At 41.3% G+C, this 18,291-nt stretch carries 13 protein-coding genes; 12 read left to right on the top strand and 1 reads right to left on the bottom strand.

Annotated elements, in window-relative coordinates:
- Positions 1–74: 74 nt before the first annotated feature.
- The 6 genes from SJY38_RS13785 (at position 75) to SJY38_RS13760 (ending at position 8,560) form a co-directional block, all read left to right on the top strand.
- Entirely contained in the window at positions 75–779 is a 705-nt protein-coding gene (locus tag SJY38_RS13785) for a DNA-3-methyladenine glycosylase I (protein ID WP_024032011.1), read from the top strand.
- Between the two features lie 2 nt (positions 780–781).
- Positions 782–2,188, top strand: a complete 1,407-nt coding sequence (locus tag SJY38_RS13780; protein ID WP_286743717.1) for a YdiU family protein — start codon at positions 782–784, stop codon at positions 2,186–2,188.
- Between the two features lie 334 nt (positions 2,189–2,522).
- Positions 2,523–3,581, top strand: coding sequence for an OmpA family protein (locus SJY38_RS13775; RefSeq protein WP_377109986.1), 1,059 nt, complete (start codon positions 2,523–2,525; stop codon positions 3,579–3,581).
- A 308-nt stretch (positions 3,582–3,889) separates the two neighbouring features.
- Positions 3,890–6,487 (top strand): bifunctional aconitate hydratase 2/2-methylisocitrate dehydratase, encoded by a 2,598-nt coding sequence (gene acnB, locus SJY38_RS13770; protein WP_004588162.1) that lies wholly within the window; start codon positions 3,890–3,892, stop codon positions 6,485–6,487.
- Between the two features lie 198 nt (positions 6,488–6,685).
- Positions 6,686–7,318, top strand: a complete 633-nt coding sequence (locus SJY38_RS13765; protein WP_004588163.1) for a 2OG-Fe dioxygenase family protein — start codon at positions 6,686–6,688, stop codon at positions 7,316–7,318.
- Between the two features lie 9 nt (positions 7,319–7,327).
- On the top strand, positions 7,328–8,560 hold the full coding sequence (locus tag SJY38_RS13760; RefSeq protein WP_286743713.1) for a cysteine desulfurase-like protein: 1,233 nt from the start codon (positions 7,328–7,330) through the stop codon (positions 8,558–8,560).
- A gap of 143 nt (positions 8,561–8,703) precedes the next feature.
- Here SJY38_RS13760 and SJY38_RS13755 read toward each other — a convergent pair whose 3' ends face one another.
- Complete coding sequence (locus SJY38_RS13755; protein WP_004588165.1) at positions 8,704–9,408, bottom strand: 2OG-Fe(II) oxygenase; 705 nt, start codon at positions 9,406–9,408, stop codon at positions 8,704–8,706.
- Between the two features lie 36 nt (positions 9,409–9,444).
- On the opposite strand from SJY38_RS13755, the gene SJY38_RS13750 reads away from it, so the two are divergent.
- From SJY38_RS13750 to SJY38_RS13725, 6 genes are all read left to right on the top strand, one after another.
- On the top strand, positions 9,445–9,834 hold the full coding sequence (locus SJY38_RS13750) for a thioesterase family protein (protein WP_286743710.1): 390 nt from the start codon (positions 9,445–9,447) through the stop codon (positions 9,832–9,834).
- Between the two features lie 187 nt (positions 9,835–10,021).
- Positions 10,022–10,996, top strand: coding sequence for an aldose epimerase family protein (locus SJY38_RS13745; protein ID WP_377109985.1), 975 nt, complete (start codon positions 10,022–10,024; stop codon positions 10,994–10,996).
- 186 nt (positions 10,997–11,182) lie between these two features.
- Complete coding sequence (locus tag SJY38_RS13740) at positions 11,183–13,930, top strand: TonB-dependent receptor (RefSeq protein ID WP_286743705.1); 2,748 nt, start codon at positions 11,183–11,185, stop codon at positions 13,928–13,930.
- A gap of 173 nt (positions 13,931–14,103) precedes the next feature.
- Entirely contained in the window at positions 14,104–15,630 is a 1,527-nt protein-coding gene (locus SJY38_RS13735; RefSeq protein WP_054983383.1) for a tryptophan halogenase family protein, read from the top strand.
- Between the two features lie 12 nt (positions 15,631–15,642).
- Positions 15,643–16,404 carry a SapC family protein gene (locus SJY38_RS13730; RefSeq protein WP_029774126.1) on the top strand — a complete coding sequence of 254 codons (762 nt, stop codon included), beginning with the start codon at positions 15,643–15,645 and terminating at the stop codon, positions 16,402–16,404.
- 81 nt (positions 16,405–16,485) lie between these two features.
- Entirely contained in the window at positions 16,486–17,964 is a 1,479-nt protein-coding gene (locus SJY38_RS13725; RefSeq protein ID WP_024032020.1) for an SLC5 family protein, read from the top strand.
- The last annotated feature ends 327 nt before the right edge of the window (positions 17,965–18,291 follow it).

The following is an 18,291-nucleotide window of genomic DNA, read 5'->3' as shown; positions in this document are numbered from 1 at the left end:
AATGTGGGTGGTTACGTATTGGCTGCTTTTCTCGTAAACTAACCCTATGAGCAGTGATGAGGTATTTAATAAGTATGGAAAAATTTAGCGATATTTATAAGCGAGCAGTAGAGCGAAAAGGTTCTGAAAAAATGCTTAAGTTATTACTCGCAAAACCCTTATCTAAAAAAGCATTAAGCGCATTAAGTGACGACGATTGGCTTGAAGAGTTTACCCGAAAAGTATTTCAAAGCGGGTTTTACTGGTCGGTAATAAACAGTAAATGGCCAGGTTTTAGAGAGGTTTTTTGGCAATTTAGTGTTGATAAATTACTTATGATGCCGCCCGATATGCTCGAGCAAAAAGCAACTGATGAGCGCATTATTCGTAATTATAAAAAAGTAAAAACAATTCCTGAAAATGCCTACATGATCCACGAAATAGCTCAGCAACATGGCAGTTTTAGCAAGTTTGTAGCTAACTGGCCAGGCGATGACATTATTGGTTTATGGGCGCATTTAAAAAAACACGGCGCCCGTTTGGGCGGCAATACAGGCCCGTATGCCTTAAGAGCGCTTGGTAAAGATACTTTTTTACTTTCGCGAGATGTAGAAAGTTACCTAAGAGCGCACAAAATTATAGATGGCGGCCTGCAAACTAAAAAATCGCTCACTGCCGCACAGGCGTTTTTTAACGAAATGCAAAAGCAAAGTGGTTTGAGCCTGCAAGAACTTAGCTTAATTGTGGCTTACAGCGTGGGCGACAATCGCGTAGGCATAAGCCAACAAACAGAGGATTAACCATGAAACTAGTGCCAAGATACACAGACATAGCAGATAACTTTGCAATAGAGGATCAACCTTCAAGCGTTGCTGCCCCGCAATTGCTGCTGTGGAACGAAGCGTTAGCACAGCAGTTTAATATAGATGTTGAGCCTGCGCTGCGCGCCAGTACTTTTGCTGGTAACGAGCCTCAACCGTTATGTGCTGTAGCGCTTGGCTATTCTGGGCATCAGTTTGGGCACTTTTCGCCGCGCTTGGGTGATGGGCGAGCGCACTTACTGGGGGCTATCAGCGATGATAAAAATCAGCTGTGGGATATTCAGTTAAAAGGCTCAGGCGCCACTCCTTTTTCAAGAGGAGGCGATGGGCGATGTGCACTAGGCCCCGCTATTCGCGAGTATATTATGAGCGAAGCTATGCACGGCTTAGGGATTAAAACCACGCGGTGTTTGGCTGTTGTAGGCACAGGTGAAGCTGTTTATCGTAATCCGCCGCAACCAGGCGCAATTGTTACCCGCTTAGCAAGTAGCCATATTCGCGTTGGCTCGTTTCAGTATTTAGCAACTCAAGGTGATGTAAAGGGATTAAAAAAATTAGCTGATGTAGCCATTGAGCGTCATTACCCAAGTATTCAATCAACAGGGGCTCAGCGCTATTTAGACTTTTTAGCAGCCGTTATAAATAGTCAGCTAGCGCTGGTTATTAGCTGGATGCGAGTAGGCTTTATTCATGGCGTTATGAATACTGATAATACCTTGATAAGCGGCGAAACTATCGACTACGGCCCGTGTGCAATGATGAATACCTTTGATTTTGATACCGTGTTTAGCTCAATTGATAAGCAAGGTCGCTATGCCTATGGTAATCAGCCAAATATTGTAAGTTGGAACTGCGCGCGTTTAGCCGAAAGCCTAATACCGCTAATAGATGAAGATGACGAACAAGCTGTAAGTTTAATGACGCCGCTAATTAATCAGTTTTCTACGTTATTTAACGAGCAATATAATCAAATGTGGGCACAAAAATTAGGCTTAGCAGGTTATAACGAAGACGATGTAGAGCTTGTAAGTAAGTTATTATTGTTATTTCAAGAGCATAAGCTCGATTACACCAATACCTTTGATGCCCTAACTGAGTCACTAAAGGGTGGCAAAGTGCCAAATGAATTAACGCAATGGGCCCAGTTATGGCAAAAAAGATGTGATGAAAACAGCTATAACCTAATGAGAGCGGCTAACCCAAGGGTTATACCGCGTAATCACATCGTCGAAGAAATCCTTGCGCAATATAATCAACACGGCGAGAGCGAGCTGCTAAGCGACTTGTTAACGGTGATGAGTAACCCATATGATAAATCAGCTAACTTAGCCCGCTTTCAAGAGACAGGTAAAGATGACAAGGGCTATCAAACTTTTTGCGGTACTTAAGTATTGTAATTAATTGTAAGTTTTTGATTATAAATAGTCATTTTTAAATAATGCAGTGTACAATGATTGAGCAGTTACACACTCGGTGTTATTGTGCGCATTCATAAAAAGTAACTATTTATAAATTACCATAATTTATTAATTGCAGATTAGGTAAAAATTTTTACTTAACCTACAATTGGTGGTTGGAATGCCTGTAGATCGTTGAAAAAATTTATAAACTTTATTTTTCGTTAAGTATCGATTAACAAAAGCTCGGGTAGTGTGTACAAAACTGGTTGAGCTAGTATTGATTAGCTACAATTTTCTAAGTTGTTAAAATGGGAAGAAAACAATGAAATTAAAATCACTTACAATTGCAATTGCGTTAGCTGCAACTAGCGCGTCTACATTCGCTGCCGATAAAGAAGAAGGTTTCTACATTGGTGCATTTGGTGACTACTATGATGCGTCATGGGAAAACATGCGCGCTCAAGCTGGCCTTGACGTAAACGAGTCAACTGGTTGGGGTGTAGAAGCAGGTTACCGTTTCAGCGATTACTGGAGCGCACGCCTTGAGTATGCAGATATGAACTTTAACGCGTTCGATAAAGCTGCGGGCAATCGTAATAATATCGACGGCGAGCGTTACGGTATTGATGCGCTTTACCACCTTGACGGCGGTCCTTTCTACGGTCTATTCGGTATTAAAGAAATGGACGTAGTAGATGACAACACATTCTTAAACGCAGGTGTTGGTTACCAACACTTTATTACTGATGGCTTTTTCGTAAACGCTGAAACTGCGGTATACCAAGGTCTTGATAAAGGTTACACAGATGTAGGTGCTAAAATTGGTATTAACTACTTATTTGGCCAAAACTCTATGCCTGCACAGCCTGTAGAACCAGCGCCTACAGCAGTAGTAGAAGTACCTGTAGAACCTAAAGACAGCGACAACGACAACATCCTAGATAAAGATGATAAATGTCCTAACACGCCAATGACAGACGCTGTTGATGGCGATGGCTGTACTTTATACGAAGACCGTGAAGTAACAACAAGCTTATTAGTTACTTTCCCACATGATTCTGCACAAGTTGGTCAACGTTACTTTGACGATATTGCATCAGTATCTGAGTTCTTAAAAGAGCACGAAGATACAACTGTACTACTTGAAGGCCACGCGTCAGCGGTAGGTAACGCAAACTACAACAAGATGCTTTCTAAAAAGCGTGCTGATGATGTAGCACAAGAGCTAATTAAAGATGGCATTGCTGAAGATCGCATTACAACTGTCGGTCTAGGTGAAGAACGTCTTAAAAACACAGCTAACACGAAAGAAGCTCACGCTGAAAACCGTCGTGTAGAAGCACATGTAAAATCTATTGAACGTGTAAAAGTTAAGCGTTAATAGTTACTTACTTTATTTTAAAAACCCAGCTTAGTGCTGGGTTTTTTTATGCCTTTAAAACAGCATATGCAGTATTAATTTGATTAAACAAGAATGATTATTACTTAACAAACATTCACGAAAATAGAATTTACGCTTACCACTATTCATAATATTTATAGTCGGTATAATCAGTTGCTTAGCTGGATGGATTTTCATCTATACATAAAAGCTTTATAATCCCGCGTTAGAATACTATAAGTATTGGGTTACTTTTTTTGCGCATGAGGCGCTACCGAATACTTTCACGTCACCAAGAGGGCAATATTGTGCTACAAGAATATCGTAAACACGTAGAAGAACGTGCCGCGTTAGGTATCGTACCAGCGCCATTAGATGCTCAGCAAACGGCTGATCTTATTGAACTAATTAAAAACCCACCAGCGGGTGAAGAAGAGTTCATCTTAGATTTACTAATCAACCGCGTACCACCAGGCGTTGATGATGCAGCATACATCAAAGCAGGCTTTTTAGCGGCAGTTGCTAAAGGCGAAGCACAATCTCCATTAGTATCTAAAGAAAAAGCAGCAGAATTATTAGGTACAATGTTAGGTGGTTACAACATCGCCCCAATGATTGAGCTACTTGATGACGAAACACTTGCGCCTATCGCTGTAAAAGGCCTATCAAACACATTATTAATGTTTGATGCATTTTACGACGTAGAAGAAAAAGCAAAAGCAGGCAACGAGCACGCTAAAAAGATTATTCAATCTTGGGCAGACGCTGAATGGTTTACTAACAAGCCAGCTGTTGCTGAAAAAATCTCTGTTACTGTATTTAAAGTAACCGGCGAGACAAACACTGATGATTTATCACCAGCACCAGATGCATGGTCACGTCCAGATATCCCACTTCATGCTTTAGCAATGCTAAAAAATGAGCGCGACGGTATCACTCCTGACAAAGCGGGTGAAGTAGGTCCAATCACTAAACTTGAAGAATTAAAAACACAAGGTTTACCACTTGCATACGTAGGTGACGTTGTAGGTACTGGTTCTTCTCGTAAATCTGCAACTAATTCTGTGCTTTGGTTTATGGGTGATGATATCCCATACGTACCTAATAAGCGCGTTGGTGGTGTATGTTTAGGTAACAAAATTGCGCCTATCTTCTTCAACACAATGGAAGATTCAGGTGCGTTACCAATCGAGTTAAATGTTGATGAGTTCAACATGGGTGATCAAATTGATATTTACCCATACGAAGGTGTAGTTAAGCGCCACGGTACAGATGACGTTATCTCTACTTTTGAGCTTAAATCAGACGTAATTTTAGATGAAGTACGTGCCGGCGGCCGTATTCCTCTAATCATTGGTCGTGGTTTAACAGACAAAGCACGTACCTCTTTAGGTTTAGGTGCTACTGACGTATTTAAAGTACCAGCAGTAACAGAAGTGTCTGATAAAGGCTTTACACTAGCGCAAAAAATGGTTGGTAAAGCATGTAACGTAGCAGGTATTCGCCCAGGCCAATACTGTGAGCCTAAAATGACCACTGTAGGTTCGCAAGATACTACAGGTCCTATGACACGTGATGAGCTTAAAGACTTAGCATGTTTAGGTTTCTCTGCAGATTTAACAATGCAGTCATTCTGTCATACCTCTGCTTACCCTAAACCAATTGACGTAAACACTCACCATACGCTTCCTGATTTCATCATGAACCGTGGCGGTGTTTCACTTCGCCCTGGTGATGGTGTAATTCACTCTTGGTTAAACCGTATGTTATTACCTGATACTGTAGGTACTGGTGGTGATTCACATACACGTTTCCCATTAGGTATTTCGTTCCCAGCGGGTTCAGGTGCAGTAGCGTTCGCAGCAGCAACAGGTGTTATGCCACTTGATATGCCTGAGTCTATTTTGGTTCGCTTTAAAGGTGAAATGCAACCAGGTATCACTTTACGTGACCTAGTACACGCAATCCCTTACTACGGTATTAAGCAAGGCTTATTAACAGTAGAGAAAAAAGGTAAAATCAACGAATTCTCTGGTCGCGTACTAGAAATTGAAGGTGTTGAGCACTTAACTGTTGAGCAAGCGTTTGAATTATCAGATGCATCAGCAGAGCGTTCAGCAGCAGGTTGTACTGTTAAGCTTTCTAAAGAGTCTATCAGCGAATACCTTGAGTCTAACATTGTTATGCTTAAGTGGATGATCTCTGAAGGTTACGGCGATGTACGTACAATCGAACGTCGTATTAATGCAATGCAAGAGTGGTTAGCTAACCCAGAACTTATGGAAGCTGACGCTGATGCAGAGTACAAGCACGTTGTAGAAATCGACCTAGCAGAAATTAAAGAGCCAATCCTTTGTGCTCCAAATGACCCAGATGATGCGCGTTTACTTTCTGATGTTACTGGCGAGAAAATCGACGAAGTATTCATCGGTTCTTGTATGACTAACATTGGTCACTTCCGTGCTGCGGGTAAATTACTAGATGGCTTTACAGGTCGTATCCCAACTCAACTTTGGGTAGCTCCACCAACGAAGATGGATAAAGACCAACTAACTGACGAAGGTTACTACGGTATCTTTGGTCGTGTTGGTGCACGTATCGAAACGCCAGGGTGTTCACTGTGTATGGGTAACCAAGCACGTGTTGCTGATAAAGCAACGGTTGTTTCTACCTCAACACGTAACTTCCCTAACCGTTTAGGTACAGGCGCAAATGTATTCTTAGCATCAGCTGAGCTTGCTGCAGTAGCGGCAATTTTAGGTAAATTACCTACACCAGCTGAGTACCAAGAATACGCAGAGAAAATCAATGCAACGGCTGCAGATACATACCGTTACTTGAACTTCCACCGTATGCCTCAGTACACTAAAAAAGCAGACAACGTAATTATTCAGCAAGCTGTATAATCTAAACCTGTTTTAAAAAAACCCGCTTAGGCGGGTTTTTTATTGGTTAAAATAAAATTGAATATTTCATGCTGTAATGAGTTTTAATTGAATTAAATATAACCATTACCCACTTTTTATATAAATAATAAAGCAAATATTCCTTTCTACATGCATTAAAATCTCTTTCAATATTCTCATTATTTTAAGCGAGATTTTATGACTGCATTAAACAACCAGAATTTACTGCAACTTCGTTTTATTAACCAAGCAAATATTGATTTGGTTAAGCCTTCTTTTGATAACCTACCTGCTAATCCGTATGCAGATGGTGAATTTCGTAAGCGTCGTTACTCGGTAATTAAATTTCAAAATGGTGAGCTAAAACTACAAGCTGCCAAAGCGTTTGTTCAAGACGATTCTATTAACACCTTTCAGGGTAATGTTGAGCGTACTTATGAAAACTTAGAGCAAAGCTTACTTGAGTCAGAAGGTATGAAAAGCATTGTAAGTGAGTTTTGTGAGCTTACCGGCATTGATGAAGGCCGTGATATTGAAATTCACCAATTTAGAATGCTTGCCATTGATAGCGATACGCCGGCAGCACCTGAAGGTGTGCATCAAGATGGGTTTGACCATGTTTGTGTATGTGGTGTTTCTCACGAAAACTTAGAAGGCGGCGAGCTGCTAGTATACGAAAACAAGCAAGCTGAACCGTGTTTTAAAATGGAAATTAAAGACGGAATGTTTGCACTAATAAACGACCGTCAAGTTTGGCACAATGCCACGCCAATGAACAAAGTAGATACAAACAAGCCAGGTTACCTGGATTGTTTTGTACTTACCTCTTAAGGAATGCTCATGAACATAGCGCAACTACGTGAGCAGTTTCCTGCATTAATACAAACCGTTGATGGTAAATCGCCAATATTTTTAGATGGCCCCGGTGGCTCTCAAGTGCCGCAGTCTGTACTAAATGCAATGACAGCTTATTTAGGGCACTACAACTCAAACTTAGGCGGTGCGTTTTTTTCAAGTGATAAAACCGTTGAGTTAATGGCAAATGCGCGCCAAGCAGCAGCCGATTTGCTTAATGCGCCAAGTGCACAAAATATAGTGTTTGGCCCTAATATGACCAGCCTTACCTTTAGCTTTAGCCGTGCTATTTCACGTGATTGGCAAGCCGGTGATGAGATTATTGTGACTAACGCTGATCACTTCTCAAATGTATCGTCATGGCAGCAAGCAGCGCAAGATAAAGGCGTTAAAGTTCAAACCGCTTTAATTAACGAGGCTGATTGCAGCTTAGATATGGCGCAGTTTGAAAGCTTATTAAACAGCAATACTAAACTGGTTGCGGTAACTTACGCTTCAAATACTACGGGTTCTATTAACGATATAAAACGTATTATAGAGCTTGCCCATGCTGTAGGCGCATTAGTGTACGTTGATGCCGTGCATTATGCACCGCACGAGCTTGTTGATGTTCAGGCCCTTGATTGCGACTTTTTGGCCTGTTCTGCCTATAAGTTTTTTGGTCCTCACTTAGGCATGGTGTACGGTAAAACACAGCATCTTGAAGGTTTTACGCCTTACAAAGTAGAACCAGCTAAAGATGTAGCACCAGGTCGATGGGAAACAGGCACGCAAAGCTTCGAAGCCTTAGCAGGTTTTATTGCCGCTGTTGATTACATTGCTGCAATTAGCGGGCTTGATGAAGGCCACACGCGCCGTGAAAAGTTAACTGCGGCTTTTGCTAAAACAAAGCAGCACGAAATGGCGCTTAGTGAGTACTTTTTAACGCGTTTAGTTAATTACCCGCGCATTAAGCTATTTGGTATTGATGACCTTGAGCGCTTAAACGAGCGTACGCCTACATTTGCTTTAACCTTTGAAGGGCTAGAGCCGCGTGAGGTGTCTGAGTTTTTAGGCAAACAGCATATTTGTGTATGGGATGGACATTTTTATGCACAAGGCTTATGTGAGCAGTTAGGCGTACTTGATAAAGGCGGTGTAGTGCGCATTGGTTGTATGCATTACAACACCACCGAAGAGCTAGATAAGTTATTTGATTTGTTTGATCAACTTCTTTGAAACTGACAGTTTATACCAATCCGCATAATTAAGTATTATCGCGGATTGGTATGAATACAAATCTGCGCTTTTGAATAACTCTTATTAAAGCTCAAATGCATTAAAGTAGTCAGCGGTTAGTTAGCTTTTGACCGCTGACTGTTTTAGCTTTTAGGTGTGCCGTATATGTGCTCTGCGCGATTAAATAGCACCCATGAAGTTAATATATATTTATCGTTCGATACCGGCTTATTACCTCGATGGGTATGCGTAAAGTAGCCAGGGGCAATGACCATAGTGCCTTTTTTAGGCGCAATTTTACGTTTTTGATAATAAAACTCTGTTTCGCCACCTTCCTCTACATCGTTTAAATAAAACATAAATAATAATACACGGTGCAGTGCTTCATTGTGTTGTAGCTGTGGATACACTTCACTATGCCAGTAAGGGTAGCCGCCTTTATTTACCTCGTACTTTTGCGCCTGAATGTTCCCAAGTCTAAATATTTGCTGCACCAGCACAGAGAGCTGTGGTTTGCCTACTTCGTCAAAGTTATCCTGTGTTAAATCCACCACATCCCCCGTTTTTGGGTGATACACTTTTAAGCCAAATGCGCCAATTAGCATAAAAAAGTGTGCTTCTACATAGTTAAAAACATGCTGTGCAGTGGTTTGCTGAATATGCTTTAATTGTTGGGCGTATTCTGGGTAACTGTTTAATTGCAGGTCGTGGCTGTCTTTCTTTTTTAAGTCCACACCACCAGAGGTTACACCTTGTTTTACATGCGGGCTGTTAGAGAATGTGGTAATAAAGTTATCGCAAAAATCATCGCTTAACGCGTTATCAATAACGTGGATAAAGTCCGTCATGATTTACCTTTTTATTTAGTTATTATTTGGATTTTTATGTTTATTGAAAAAGTGATGCCGCGCTTTAGCGAAACAGATGCACTCGGACACATCAACAATACCGTACTACCAGTGTGGTTTGAAGCCGCACGCGTCCCTATTTTTAAATTTTTTACCCCCGATCTAAACCCACACGGCTGGAAACTGATCATCGCTAAAATAGAAGCATCGTTTGTAGGGGAATTATTTTATGCTCACGAAGTGACGATTAAAACAGCTGTTGAGCATGTAGGAAATAGCTCTTTTACCATTAAGCAAGAGGCGTGGCAGCAAGGTAAATGCTGTGTTGTGGGTAAAACTGTATTAGTGCGTTATAACTTTAAAAACAAAGCTAAACAAAATTTAAGCGAAGCAGAAGTCGCAGCACTCAGCGATCACCTAGTTTAACTAGGTGCATTTGCTCCACGCAACGAGGAGCGGTGATGTAAACCACAAGCGACAGCTGTGAATTTTTATAGCGTTATTTTAACGCATTTTGATTGAGTTACGCTTCTCACTTATATACTATTTATATTATATATTGTTGCACCGCTATGACAGGTACTGTTGAGCTGGTAGTTTATGGAGAATGAATGTGGCATCTACAACTGGCAATAAATCGTTAGAGGTAATAACGCTTAGCGATGGTAAAAGCTTAACTGCAGAAATATTGCCATTTGGCGCTATTATCAAAAGCATAAAGTTTAATAACCAAGAGATGACACTGTGCGTTAACGAACCTGCTTATTATTTAGAAAACCCATTTTATTTAGGGGCAACAGTCGGGCGCTACGCAAATCGTATTGAAAACGGACGTTTTGTATTATCAGGCACAGAGTACCAACTTAAAGCGAATAATGGCCCAAATAGCTTACACGGCGGCGAAAAAGGCTTTAATAAAGTACTGTGGCAAGTCACTAAACAAAGCAATAATGAAGTGGAGCTCTATTACTGCTCGGCAGATGGAGAAGAAGGCTTTCCTGGCCAATTACAAGTTTGGCAAACAATTACTGCACGCAATGGCGAGCTAATCCTCAGTTACAAAGCCATTACCGATAAAGAAACTCTCGTTAACTTTACCAACCACTGCTATTTTAATCTTGAAGGCAGTGAGAGCATTAATAATCACCTGCTGCAAATAAATACCGCAACGTATTTACCTATCGATAGTAACAGTATACCGCTTGTCCATCATGAAGATGGCTCGGGCAGCTGCTTTGATTTTACTTACCCTAAGCCCATTGGCGATGCACTGTGCGCACAGCATGCACAGCTTGATGCCGGTAGTGGCTTTGATCATTGCTATATTTTTAGTGATGACAATCGTTTAAAAACAATGGCTAGATTAACCTCGCCACACACGGGCGTTAATTTAACCCTTAAAAGTACCCAACCTGGTATGCAGCTTTATACGGCAAATTTTGTAGGTTCTCCTTTTAAAGCACGCCAAGCAGTGTGTTTAGAAGCTCAAAACTGGCCCAATGCAGCAAATAGAAGCGATTATCCAAAAGCTAATTTATTGCCTAATGAAGAATATAATCAGCAAATAATTTTTGCGTTTTCGCAATAACGTACTAATTCCACTGTTAAATTAAAGAAAACAAAAAGAAAAATACACGTAACAAAAAGATAGCCATAATTAAGGAAAAGGTTGCACTTTTGCTCAATTTAAAGTATTTATATTATAAATAGTATTTGAAGCTATACACACCACACAACGACAAAATGACTACACACAATCAGGAGTTTTTAAAAAATGATAATTAACAATAAGTTATCGTTCAACAAGAAAACCGCACTCAGTATTGCTATTACAGGCATATTGGCAAGCGGCCACGTTGCAGCTCAAGGCGCTGAAGGCGACACACCGACAGTAGTAGATAAAGATGTTGAGGTTATCGCAGTAACGGGTATTCGCAGCAGCTTACGTTCATCAATGTTAGATAAAAAAGCATCTAATGTTGTAACCGATGGGATTAAAGCAGAAGATCTTGGTAAATTTCCTGATTTAAACGTAGCAGAGTCTCTGCAACGTATCACAGGTGTAGCCATTGACCGTAGTGGCGGTGAAGGGCAAGCAGTAACAATTCGTGGTTTTGGCCCACAATTTAACACGGTACTTGTAAATGGTCGTCAAATTGCGACTGACAGTGCAGGGCGTGAATTTAATTTTGATGTATTAGCGGCAGATCAAATCACAGGCGCTGATATTTATAAAAGTAACAGTGCAACGCTTCAAGAAGGCGGCATTGGTGGTACGGTTAACGTAACCACAGCTCGTCCATTCGATTTTGGTGGCTTACATGTGATTGGTTCAGTAAAAGGTATGTACGAAAGCCTTTCTGAAGAAGTATCGCCATCGGCTTCATTTTTAGTAAGTAATACGTTTAACGACGACAAGCTCGGTGTGCTTTTTGCCATCACTAACCAACAACGTAAGCTGCAAAATAACCAAATTTTAACGGCTGGTTGGCGCGGTGGACAAACTATTTCAAATCCACAAGACGGCGTACTGTACGACAATGCATACATCCCACGTAACTGGGACCAAGTTGTAGATGAGCAAGACCGTGAACGTACTAATGCAAGTTTAGTATTACAATATGCACCGTCTGACGATATTACTATTACCGTAGATGGTTTAATTTCAAAATTTGAAGTGGACTCATCAGTACGCGATTTAGCTTCTTGGTTTGAACCAGACCGCGTAGGTAGCGCAACAATCGATCCAGAAACGGGTACCTTGCTTACCTTTACGCAAGAAGTAGGTTTAGGTAACGCCAGTGGCAATCCTGCAACCGACTTTGTATCACACACACGTAACTCGCGTGATGTAACTAACAAAGCATTTGGTATTAACGTTGACTGGCAAGTAAACGAGTCATTAAAAGCAAAATTTGACGTATCTCGCTCAACAGCTGAAAACGACCGTGCTGGTAATGACCGCTTTAACGTAGTGGGTATTATTAACAGCTACAGCTTTGACGGCACCGGTAGCGTTCCTACCGTACAGCATGATGGTTTTGAAAATGGCTCGCTGCCAGATGCAAACCTTGCGCGCCTTCACTACAACGAAATTGGTAACCAGTTTACTGATGAAGATGAAATTACCGAAATCAAAGCCGATTTTGAATATGTACCAGATAAAGGCCCTGTTGATCGCATTAACTTTGGTGCTTATCGTCAAGAACGTGAAAAATCAAGCTTCCAAATTTTTGGTAGCCAATGTCAATTTTGTGGTTACGGCACTGAAGCACCACTTGATGAAATTGATTTTGAAGCTTACTCAGCAAGTAACTACTTCCCAGGTTTAATCGATACATTTTATAGCTACGACGGCGATAAAATGCTTGATTACCTTGCTGACCAAGGTTTCCCTGTAGAGCCAACACTACAAAATAACCGTTACACAATTAACGAAGACATCACTAGCCTTTACATGGACTTTACCATTGGTTTTGACCTAGCTGATATGCCAGTTACGGTTAACATGGGTGCACGTTACTCAGAAACTGATATTGAAGTAGCTGCTGTACAAAGCTTTATCAGCGATGTTATTCCTACCTCTGATGCCACTTTATTCCAAAACGTATTTGGCCCGGCAACAGACATTCAAGAAGGGACGAGTTACTCAAACTTACTTCCTTCTTTTAACGTTAAGCTTGAGCTGCAAGACAACATGATTTTACGCTTTGCAGCGTACGACAGTATTACTCGTCCTACTATGTCACAGTTATCACCTGCGACCACGTTTAACGAGCCTCGTCGTCAAAACTTAACAGCAAGTGGTGGTAACCCTGCACTTAAGCCGTTCCAATCTGAAAACTGGGATATCTCTTACGAGTGGTACTACAACGACGCTAACTTATTTAGCTTTGCCGTATTTAGTAAAGAAGTGGATGACTTTATTGTTACCCTAACCGGCGACGAAACATACGACATGACTGACCGTACAGGCCCTGATTTTGCGTGTACAACCTGTACTGATCAAACCGATGCCGAACTTAACGGTAGCTCAGAAGTTTACACTGTAAGCCGCCCGCAAAATGGCGAGTCTGCAACGGTAACGGGTTACGAAATCGGTGTAACTCATATGTTTGAAAACGGCTTTGGTTTTATTGCTAATGCCACGGTAGTAGATAGCGACATTAGTGTTGATGGCGATACAAGCCAAACATTTGCGCTTGAAGGGTTAGGTGATTCACAAAACTTAGTGCTGTTTTACGAGCAAGATAACTGGCAGGCACGTGTTGCATTTAACAACCGTGAGGGCTTTTTACGCTTAGTTGATAACGGCTTTAACGGCGAACCAGTGAATGTAGAAACGTACGGTCAATGGGATATTAGTGCAAGCTACGATATCAACGAAAACTTCACTATTTTTGCCGAAGGCATCAACATTACTGAAGAAGAGCTAGTGCAAACGGGCCGTTTTGCTAATCAAATCTACTCTGTAGAAGATAATGGCTCACGTTACGCGTTTGGTATTCGCGGTACGTTTTAATTGATAGCAGAGGCAGCGATTGCCTCTTAGTTTTCATTGCAGTGCATTATAAGTACTGTTACTAATAAAGTTAGTAGCTAATTTGCACAAAATGAGACTAATTTAAACAAATGCCCGAAAGGGCATTTGTTGTCTAACCGGTTATCAATAAAGTACTCAAAGAGTAGTCCGTTATGAATAAAGCAATAAAAACAATCGCCGTAATTGGTGGCGGCACAGCAGGATGGCTGAGCGCTGCAATTATCGCTTCGTATCACCAAGGTAATAAGGGTGATGGCTTAAAAGTGATGTTGGTAGAATCATCTGATATTCCAACAATTGGTGTAGGTGAAGGTACCTGGCCCACTATGAAAAACACGCTTCAGCAAATTGGTTTGCGGGAAGTGGATGTATTTAAAGCCTGTAATGCCACCTTTAAACAAGGCGGTAAATTTGTAAACTGGACGCATGGCAACAACGATTTTTACTACCATCCCTTTACGGTACCGCTAGGCTACGGCCGTATAGATTTAGCCCCCTATTTAGATAATGTTGAAAACTTTGCTCAGCAAACTAATTTTCAGCACGATATTTGCGAAGCAAACCTAGCACCGAGAGGCATTGCGCAAGGCGAGTATCAAGCAAATTGTAATTACGCATATCATTTAGATGCCGGTGCCTTTGCTGAGCTATTAAAGCAACATTGTAAGAGCAAACTCGGCATTGAGCACATTATTGGCACCGTTGATCAGGTAAAGCTTGATGAAAGCGGGGCTATAGACACCCTTACCTTAACCGATCAAACCCGCACCATAAACGCCGATTTATACATAGACTGCACGGGTTTTTCATCGCTGTTACTAGGCCAAGCCCTTAACGTGCCATTTAAAAAAATGGATCACGTATTATTTAACGACAGCGCCCTAGCTATGCAAGTCCCCTACGATGAAGGTGATGAGTCACTGGCCAGTCATACCATTGCCACCGCACAAAATGCTGGGTGGATTTGGGATATAGGCCTAACGCATCGCCGTGGTGTAGGGCATGTATATTCAAGCAAGTTTTTATCAGATGAAGAAGCCGAGCAAAACTTACGCAACTATTTAGGTGATGCCGCTAAAGGCTTAACTGCCCGAAAAATAAGTTTTGAGTCAGGCTATCGCGAAAAGTTTTGGCACAAAAACTGTGTTGCCGTGGGAATGTCGGCAGGTTTTGTAGAGCCCCTCGAAGCAACCGCCATTATGTTGGTTGAAATTTCGTCTCGCTTTGTTGCAGAGCACATGCCAGCCGATACCCAAGTAATGCCCATTGTTGCAAAGCGCTTTAATGAGCAAATGGATTATCGCTGGCAGCGTATTATCGACTTTTTAAAACTACATTACATGCTAACTAAGCGCCCAGAGCCTTATTGGCAAGCGCACGTACAACCACAAAGCATTCCGCAAAGTTTACAAGAAGATTTACTGCTTTGGGGGACGCGTGGCCCTCTTATTCAAGATTTTCATGGCGCATTAGAGCTATTTCCTGCCGCCAGTTACCAGTATGTTTTATACGGTATGGGCTTTAAGCCCGACTTTACTAAGCAAGCGTATTTGTACTCAAACGATGCGCAAGCAAATCAAATAATTGAACGTAACAGCCAGCTTACACAGCAGATGTTGCAAACGTTGCCGCCTCACCGTGCTTATATTGAGCAGTGGCTTGCGGCTAACCCAGTTTAAGGATGTGTAACTATGGCAATTAGTGAACTATCAAATACTCAACACCAAGCAATAAAAATTAACCCTAATGCGGGTGTTGAATACGCAAAAACACAGCATTTAGTTAATCTACGTGCAAACGAAGTAGCAAAAGCAGCCTGCGATTTACCTATTTTTTTAGCGCGTAACGCACACAACGGCAGCTACACCATTTCCGGCTTAACCAGCTTTAGTGCTCAGCAAAGTTTATTTGTGAGTAACAATCAATGGCAAGCGCTGTACACGCCTGTGTGCATGCAAACCCAGCCGCTTTATTTACTCACTCGTGAGGCAAATAGCAGTGATTACTTTATTGCTATTGATGAGCAAAGCTCAGCCGTTAATACCCAGCAAGGCGAGCCGTTATTTGATGCCAAAGGCAACCCAAGCCTGTATTTAAGTGCGCAGCAAAAGCTACTAGAAAGCGATTTAAAAAATGATTATCAAACGTACCAATTTACCCAAGAAATTGCCCGCTTAGGGCTTATTAAAAACATAGATATTGTTTTGCAGTTTGAACAAGGCGAGGCGCAAACTATTCAAGGTTTGAGCACTGTTGATGAAGATAAACTGCAAACTTTAGACAGCGATACCATTGCCAATTTACACAAACAAGGTTACCTGAGCGTACTTAACAGCATGCTTATTTCGTTGTTTCAGTTAAATGCGTTAGTAAAGCGTCACAACCAGCATCCTGAACTTATGCCATTAAAGCAAATTAAGTTAGAACTAAGTCGAGATGCACACGCACTGTAAGGTGCAATTTATTAATTAGCCTTGATAGGTTAATACGTTCACATAGACAGACATTGCGTTTAACGCGCTGGAGACACACACATGTCAGACAACATTTTGCAGTTGGTGGTTTTTTTCTTTGTAACCGCTTTAATTGGTGGACTTACATATTGGAAGTGCCGAGGCCAAAACCGTAATAGTGGTGATAATCAAACAAAAGAGTATTTTTTAGCGGGCGGTGGCCTTACTTGGATGTTTGTAGCAGGCTCAATTACGCTCACAAATTTAAGTACCGACCAGCTGGTGGGCATGAATGGCAATCAAATGGCCTTGCTCGTGTGGTGGGAATTGGCGGCTATTTTAGGGCTTATTATTTTAGCCAAAGTATTTATTCCTGTTTATTACAAGTACAACTGTACAACCACCACAGAGCTGTTAGAAAAACGCTACAACAACAAGCATATTCGCGCTGTTATTGGTGGCTTATTCTTTTTAGGTAATGCGCTAATTTACATGCCTGCGGTTATTTATTCTGGTGCGCTATTTATGCAAACCATGTTTAAGGTTGATATTCCGCTAATGTACATAGCGACCGCTTTTGCTTTAGTAGGCGCTATTTATGCATTTTTTGGTGGCTTACGAGCGGTTGCCGTATCCGATACCTACAATGGTTTATTAGTGTTAGGTATGGCAATACTGGTCGTATTTTTAGCGCTTAACGCGATTGATTACGACTTTAGCGGCATTCCACAAGAGCGCTTAACATTAATTGGTGATGCTGACTCGCCAATCCCTTGGCCTACGCTTTTAACTGGTATGATCTTTATTCAAATGTATTACTGGGGTACTAACCAAACCATTACCCAGCGTGCAATGGCTGCGCCAAACGTTAAAGAAGCGCAAAAAGGGATATTTGCAGCAGCGGGTATTCGCTTTTTAATTGTACCGGCGATTGTGGTGCTACCGGGTATTATTTCGTACAAACTGTATGGCGACATTGGCGATGCAGCTTATGGCCGAATTGTAGGTGATGTAATGCCTGCTTGGTTAACGGGTGTGTTTGCCGCAGCAATGGCGGCAGCAGTGCTTTCTACTTATAACAGCTTATTAAACTCGGCTACGGCACTTTACGTGTGTGATATTCACGAAGCTTACTTTAATAAAGAGCCAAGTGTAGTAAAGCTAAGTGGCTACGTTACGTTGTTACTTACTAGTTTAACGCTTGTGCTTGTGCCAATTTATCAGCAAGCTGACAGCATTATTAACTTACTACAACAGTTAAACGGCTTGTTAAGTATGCCTATATTCTCAATTTTTGTAGTGGGCTTATTGTTTAAAAATGTGGATGCGCGTGCAGGTATTGCCGCGGTAATTTTAGGCGTGGTTATGTATGGCATGCTGACGTTTGAAAATTCGCCACTACATACTGAACTACACTATATTCACTTAATGCCAATTACACTGATTGTATGTGTAGCCTTTGCGTTAATCGTTAATAAAGTGGTATTTGGTTTAAATGCACAGTGGGCAGGTAAAACACCTGCTATTGAAGATACGCCACCAGTGCACGCACCAAAATAACCAGCAATAAAAAGTTAAGTCACTTTTTATTAGCCAGTTAACACATTCCTAAATCGGCCTAAGGTAACTTAGGCCGATTTTTATTTATTCAATTAATCGACACTGTAGATAACACCTGTGGGCAATAATACTTAATCATTTTGCGGGGCTAAACGTGTGACTACCTGCTGGGGCTTTAAAGGCTACCCTAGGCTAAAAGCGCACTAAATATAATATTGCTCAAGGTGGTATTAAATTTTTTAACCGCTGTTTAAGTTAATTACTGGTATAGCCAGTAATAATATTGGCTAAATTACACCGTAAACACTATCTAAAAGTAATTTGTAT

It is taken from the genome of Pseudoalteromonas sp. R86517 (genome assembly GCF_042466295.1).
Taxonomy (GTDB): domain Bacteria; phylum Pseudomonadota; class Gammaproteobacteria; order Enterobacterales; family Alteromonadaceae; genus Pseudoalteromonas; species Pseudoalteromonas atlantica.
Note: the sequence above shows the minus strand (reverse complement) of the source record. Positions and strands in the feature narration are given on the sequence as shown.